This window comes from Aquirufa sp. Wall-65K1 (assembly GCF_054558475.1).
The window spans coordinates 60,015-66,466 of record NZ_JBPXKD010000008.1 but is presented as its reverse complement, the minus strand read 5'-3'; the positions used below and the strand labels follow the sequence as shown (position 1 = coordinate 66,466).

At 38.7% G+C, this 6,452-nt stretch carries 7 protein-coding genes; 4 read left to right on the top strand and 3 right to left on the bottom strand.

Annotation, left to right across the window (positions count from 1 at the left end):
* The first annotated feature begins 55 nt into the window (after positions 1-55).
* Positions 56-619 (top strand): YeeE/YedE family protein, encoded by a 564-nt coding sequence (locus ACST15_RS11640; RefSeq protein ID WP_459454829.1) that lies wholly within the window; start codon positions 56-58, stop codon positions 617-619.
* A gap of 68 nt (positions 620-687) precedes the next feature.
* The gene (locus ACST15_RS11635; RefSeq protein ID WP_459454891.1) at positions 688-1,134 is read left to right on the top strand and encodes a DUF6691 family protein; all 447 of its coding nucleotides are present in this window, start codon (positions 688-690) and stop codon (positions 1,132-1,134) included.
* Between the two features lie 133 nt (positions 1,135-1,267).
* Here the strand turns inward: ACST15_RS11635 and ACST15_RS11630 are convergent, their stop codons facing one another.
* Together ACST15_RS11630 and ACST15_RS11625 are read right to left on the bottom strand one after the other, a co-directional pair.
* Positions 1,268-2,938 (bottom strand): bifunctional metallophosphatase/5'-nucleotidase, encoded by a 1,671-nt coding sequence (locus ACST15_RS11630; protein ID WP_459454828.1) that lies wholly within the window; start codon positions 2,936-2,938, stop codon positions 1,268-1,270.
* Between the two features lie 4 nt (positions 2,939-2,942).
* Positions 2,943-3,998, bottom strand: a complete 1,056-nt coding sequence (locus ACST15_RS11625) for a c-type cytochrome (protein WP_459454827.1) — start codon at positions 3,996-3,998, stop codon at positions 2,943-2,945.
* A gap of 118 nt (positions 3,999-4,116) precedes the next feature.
* On the opposite strand from ACST15_RS11625, the gene ACST15_RS11620 reads away from it, so the two are divergent.
* Positions 4,117-5,310, top strand: coding sequence for an NAD(P)/FAD-dependent oxidoreductase (locus ACST15_RS11620; RefSeq protein WP_459454826.1), 1,194 nt, complete (start codon positions 4,117-4,119; stop codon positions 5,308-5,310).
* Between the two features lie 50 nt (positions 5,311-5,360).
* Here the strand turns inward: ACST15_RS11620 and ACST15_RS11615 are convergent, their stop codons facing one another.
* Positions 5,361-5,771, bottom strand: coding sequence for a DsrE family protein (locus ACST15_RS11615; protein WP_459454825.1), 411 nt, complete (start codon positions 5,769-5,771; stop codon positions 5,361-5,363).
* Between the two features lie 34 nt (positions 5,772-5,805).
* Here ACST15_RS11615 and ACST15_RS11610 point away from each other — a divergent pair, with 34 nt between their 5' ends.
* Positions 5,806-6,408, top strand: coding sequence for a class I SAM-dependent methyltransferase (locus tag ACST15_RS11610; protein WP_459454824.1), 603 nt, complete (start codon positions 5,806-5,808; stop codon positions 6,406-6,408).
* The last annotated feature ends 44 nt before the right edge of the window (positions 6,409-6,452 follow it).

Genomic DNA, 6,452 nt, shown 5'->3' with positions numbered 1-6,452 from the left:
TAATAACTAATAACTAAACACTCATAACTAAAAAAAAGCTTACCATAATAAAACCATGATACAAACCATTTCTCAACCCTGGCCATGGTACGTGGCGGGGGCCTTAATCGGCTTAATCGTACCGGCTCTATTGCTTCTAGGCAATAAGCATTTTGGCATATCTTCTAATTTGAGGCATATTTGTGCCGCTTGTTTTCCGAGTAATATTTCCTTTTTCAAATACGAATGGAAAAAAGAAACTTGGAATTTATACTTTGTAGGTGGAATTTTGATAGGTGGCTATTTGTCTGCTACTTTATTAGGCTCAAATGAGCCAATCATTATTCACCCTGATTTGGCCAATGAATTAGCTACTTATGGTATAACCGACTTTTCTGGATTAGTACCAGTGCAGTTATTTTCCTTTGAAAATTTATTCACAGCCAAAGGATTAATTATGATGATCGGCGGCGGATTTTTAGTCGGTTTTGGCACTCGATATGCAGGAGGATGTACTTCAGGACATGCCATCATGGGATTAAGTAATCTTCAATGGCCATCCCTAGTGGCGACAATCTGCTTCATGGTAGGTGGATTCATCATGGCCAATTTCATTTTACCTTACATTCTTAGCCTTTAATCACCATGGAAAATAAAAAAGTAGTTCATAGCAACCCAGTCGATTTTGAAGTAAGATCATTAGATGCCATGTGCATCAATGAATCTGAATTAAAGCACCCTTGGTGGTATAATTTTAAGTATTTGGCCGTAGGCTTAGTTTTTGGTATTGTTTTCGTAAAGGCCGAGATTATTTCTTGGTTCAGAATTCAAGAGATGTTTCGTTTGCAAAGCTTCCACATGTATGGCGTGATTGGAACCGCCGTAGTGGTAGGGGCTATTTCTGTATTTTTAATCAAGAAATTCAATGTGAAAACCATTCACGGAGAGGATATTACTTTCACGGATAAAAAGTTTAACAAAGGACAAATCTACGGAGGCTTGATGTTCGGATTTGGTTGGGCTATCACAGGTGCTTGTCCTGGCCCCCTATTTGCTCAATTAGGCACCGGAGTATTATCCATTTCAGTGGTTATTTTAAGTGCCATTGCTGGTACTTGGGTATACGGTAAGTTTAGGGATCAATTACCTCACTAATGATATACTTGGTCTAATAAAAAAGAGGGATTCCGACTTTCATCGAAATCCCTCTTTTTATTTTAATTAAATTTAAATGTCGAAAGTAATTAAAGAAGTTACCTAAGGCTAATGCTTTAGTGTATTTATGCTTCTACCTAAATGTGTAATCCACGCCTGTTACCTGACTTAATAATGATTGTGGCCCATCAAGGATTTTAGCATCATGCCGTAAGGTAGGAGTCACTGGAGAGAATTTAGCCAGATACTCTTTCATCATACTGTGCAACGTATAAGCAGTATTTTTGGCTTCCTTTACACCTTTCATACGACAAAGCATATCCTCAGGATCACCTTCACGTTCACATGCACACAAAACATATAATTTTTCTAACTCCAAAGGAGCACCACCAATGATGACTTTTTGAACGCGATGTCCTACTCGCTCAAATGCTTTGAATTCCACTTGCATACCTTTAAATCGAATTAACCACCCTCCAAATCGTAAGGAAGCATCCTGTGCAAACACATTTTGTAACTCCTTTTCTAACCAATTTAAGATTTGTTGGCCTGTTGCTTTCGCTGTTCTAATCGTGGAATCCACAGGTAACATATCATACAAATAACCTTCTGTAATGGCTACTGTACCATCTTTTCCCGGAACAAGCGGTGGACAAAATCGAAAACCATTAGACAATACAACATCTGCATTTACCTTCCATTTTAAGGCATCTACAATCAAGGTATCGATCGTATTTTCAACCACAAAATTTCGATATAAGGGTAAAGTACTATAACCTATTACTTTATTAATTTCAGTCTTCCATTGGCCCTCCAACTCATTTACTAAGGTTAAAATCTCCTTTTTTGCTGGATATTTAATGGGATCTACTTCTACTAATTCGTAAGAGGAACCAGTCACTTTTCCGTTTTTAACATGAATATCTAACTTCCCTATGAAAGATCCGAAAGCGCCAGGTTCCACAATCTTTGTATATTCTGCCTGAATCGGCTTACGTACCCGCTCATGTGTATCCGCGCCAAAAATATAATCGACCCCTTCACAATGAGGATTATTCCCTAATGCAATTTGTTGGGAAAGACCTAAATGAGATAAGATAATAACAAAATCGCATTGCTCTTGTTCGCGTAATAGCGTCACATATTCTTTTAAATTTTCTTCAGGTTTGGTATATAAAATACCTTTACTGTACAAAGGTGATTGACGAAGAGGAACTAAGGGATCCGTATAACCTAAGAAACCAATTTTAATCCCCAAACGATGCATGATTTGATAAGGTTGAAAAATCAATTCTCCTTTCTTACCATCACCTAAATCATGATACATATTTGCACAAATTTTAGGAGCTAAAAGGCCACCCAATAGTTTTTGCATATTTTTCTTATAATAAACAACTTCCCAGTTTCCGGGTAGATACAAATCATAATTCATAGCATTCAACAAGGGCACAAATGCCTGGCCCGTTGTTTTCACCGATAACATGGATCCCTGAAACATATCTCCGGTATCTAACGTAATGGTATTTTCAGGATTACCTTGTTTTATCTTATCCAAGGCCGAGGCCATGTGCGCATATCCACCCGCTTTTCGAAAAACGAGCTCTTCATTCTCCCAAAATAACTCATCATGTGCGTGTAATTGACAATGCACATCGGTGGTTTGTAAAATTGTAATTTTACCGGAACCCGGCTTTGCAGGATTGGATTTTGGGGAAGTCAATTTAGCTTCCAAAGGAGCTAGTGGAGACAATGCGGCGACACTACTTAGTAGCCCACCTTGTAAAAATTTTCTTCTAGAGTTCATTGGTTTAGCTTTTCGATTTTTTATGTTTTTTAATCCAATCCTTGATGGGCTTATAGGGACCAAATTTATGTTGAGATTCTGGGAAAGGGTCTACATAAGGACCAAATGGATGATCAAAAGGCTTAGCTGAAATATCTGGCCAATCTGTAGATAAATCCTTTCCAGGCCTTGGCATTGAATTAATGAAGGCCGCCACATCCCAAGCTTCCTCATCCGTCAATTGCACTTTTTCATAGGTAGTTCCCAAAGGCATGTTGTACTTAACATATCCTGCCAAATTGGAAATGCGAAACAAGCCCGCTCCTTGATTATAACTGTGCACTCCCCAAACTGGAGGATAAGTATACGATTTTCCTCCATCTGCTAAAACTCCTTCCCCATTTGCCTGATGACAAGATTGACACTTACTATCATACACCATTTTCCCCTTCTCAGGATCCGCGGCGCGTTTCATTGACTTCAACTTAAATATTCCAGCTCCCCTAGGGATTTTCCCTTTTTCAACATCCTGACCTAACCAAGCTATATAAGCCAATATCGATTGCATTTCTTTACTGGTGGAGTCCAATTTAGCCCCATTTAAACTCCGTTCAAAACAATCATTAACCCGTTTAATTTGATTCTCAACGGTACCCGAACGCGCTCTAAACTTGGGATAGGTAGATTCTACAGCAAAATAATTATTCCCCCAAGGCTGAGTGCCGGCCTTCAAATGACAATTTTGGCAATTCATGCCATTTGACATAGCTCTAACCGAACCTTTGGGACCCAAATAATCTGAAGTATGCGCTATCAACTCTCGACCATAAAGTACCAATTCCTTTTGAGATGCCGATAAATACATCATACGCCAGTCGGAAGGTGCCGTCCAAACATGGGTAAAATTGGTATCAACAGGCACAAATCTGGCCGTGGAATCCGCTCCTGACAGATTTTTCTCTTTTACCTCATCGGGGTCCAAAATCAAATAAATCATTAAGGCAAATAGTACAACAACTAGGCCATATAGGAACCGAATGAGGGTATCGAAGGAATTTATAGGTGATTCTGGTGATTTCATTGTGATAAGTTTATAATACATCAAAAATAGCAAGTCTATTTACCTATCATAGTGACAAATATCACGATTCACTAAGCTTGAATATCCTAATATTACATATAATTAAAACAAAATCCACATGAGAATTCATCATCAAATCATCATCATTGGTGGCGGTAATGCGGGTATTTCCGTGGCCAGTCAATTATTGCGCCAGGATTCCAACTTAGATATTGCCTTGATTGATGCAGCAGAGAAACATTATTATCAGCCAGCATGGACTTTAGTAGGTGGTGGAGTATTTGACATTCAAAAAACTGTACGAGATGAAGCCTCCGTGATGCCTAAGAAAGTTACTTGGATAAAAGCCATGGTTAGCGAAGTTCAAGCAGAAAAAAATAAACTAGACTTAAACAATGGGCAATCCATTTATTATGACTACCTCATCGTTTGCCCAGGTATTCAACTTAATTGGTCTGAAATAAAGGGATTAGAAGAAAGCCTAGGAAAAAATGGGGTTTGTTCGAATTATAGTTTTGAAACAGCTCCCTATACCTGGGAATGTGTCCAATCTTTACCCAAAAATGGCAAGGCGGTATTTACCAATCCTCCCACTCCCGTAAAATGTGGAGGAGCACCGCAAAAAGTGATGTATATGTCTTCAGACTATTTCAAAAAACATCATAAAGCTGCTCAAGTATCATTTTGGAGTGGAGGAACACGTGTTTTTGGAGTTGAAAAATATGAGAAAACACTTAAAAAAGTCATTCAACGTTACGGTATCCAAACCCATTTCTTTGTCAAGTTGGTAGAGATTGATGGATTAGCCAAAAAAGCTAAGTTTGTAGGAATTGGAGATAGTAATAAAGATCAAGAATATTGGGTAGCATATGACATGATTCATGTGACTCCACCACAATCTGCCCCAGATTTTATTCGAAAAAGCAGCTTGGCAAATGCGGCTGGATGGGTAGAGGTCAACAAACATAGCCTTCAACACCTACGATTCCCGAATGTTTTCTCTTGCGGAGACGTAGCAGGAATCCCAGTTTCCAGAACAGGTGCCGCTATACGTAAACAGGCACCAGTAGTGGTGGCTAATTTACTTTCGCTGATTAAAGGAGAGGATTTGATGGCATTTTACAATGGCTACTCTTCCTGCCCGATTATCACGGGATACGGAAAATTAGTCTTGGCCGAATTTGATTACAATAATGTCCCAACGGAGACCTTTCCTTTTGATCAATCCAAAGAAAGGTGGTCGATGTACCAATTAAAAACGAAAATTTTACCTTGGTTATACTGGAATGAGATATTACCTGGAAGAATGTAAAGCAGCTGGAAACCTTGATTGCTTCCAGCTGATAAGAAATAGGAAGTTGATTATGGTTTCAAGTAGGACCAACCTGCTTCTTGCTTTAAAACCACTTCAGCCACGCCAGAAGGCACAAAACCTGATTGAGGAAGTATAGTTGCTTTATCAATTTTATTCATGCGAATGGTATTCTCACAAGCCACAAATGAAACTCCTTTAGCCGCTAATTCTGCAATTTTAGCCTTTTGAGTAGTTTTTGAATCTATTAATAAACCAATACCTGAACCATGAGCAACCACTTCAATGGAAGTATTTGGACCCAAGGCGGTTTGAAGATTACCAATATTACGAACCACACCATGCCAAGCAGTGGTGTCCGAGGTGTTCACCTGAATCACAATTTTGTGAGCAGGCGACTGCGCTAAAGAATGAAAAGTGAATAGTAACGCAAAAACAGAAGTAACAAGGATTTTTTTCATTTTCTAATTTTTTTCGAAAGTAAGCAATCTACACATGAAAACAATATGGAATTCTCGGTATAACTCAAAAGAATACCAATATGGAATTGAACCCAATGATTTTTTAAAAGATCAATTATCCCAATTACCCATAGGCCGCCTACTTGTTCCTGCAGCAGGTGAAGGCCGTGACGCAGTTTTTGCGGCACAATTAGGATGGGAAGTATATGCCTTTGATAGCAGTGATACCGCCCAAGGAAAAGCCATTAGGTTGGCGAGTGAAAAGTCTGTTAACCTACATTATGAATGCATTGATGCAAACAATGTTAGATATCCATTAGAGTCATTTAATGCAATCGCCTTGGTTTACTTTCATTTACCGCCTGAAGAGCGTAGAAAATTCCATCAACAATGTATCAAATGGCTAAAACCAGGTGGGAAAATTATCCTAGAAGGGTTTTCTAAAAATCAATTGGGCCTGGATTCTGGCGGACCCAAGGATGTAAACATGTTATTTCACCTAGATGAGTTGAAAGAAGATTTTGCTGGATTAAACATAGAATTTTGCCAAGAAAATGCAAGGGTATTAAACGAAGGTCCATTGCACCAAGGCAAGGCTTTTGTCATTGATATTGTTGCCAACAAGAGTTTAGTTTAAGAAAAAACAAAGAGACAATTGTCACGCCAAACAAGCAAAATACC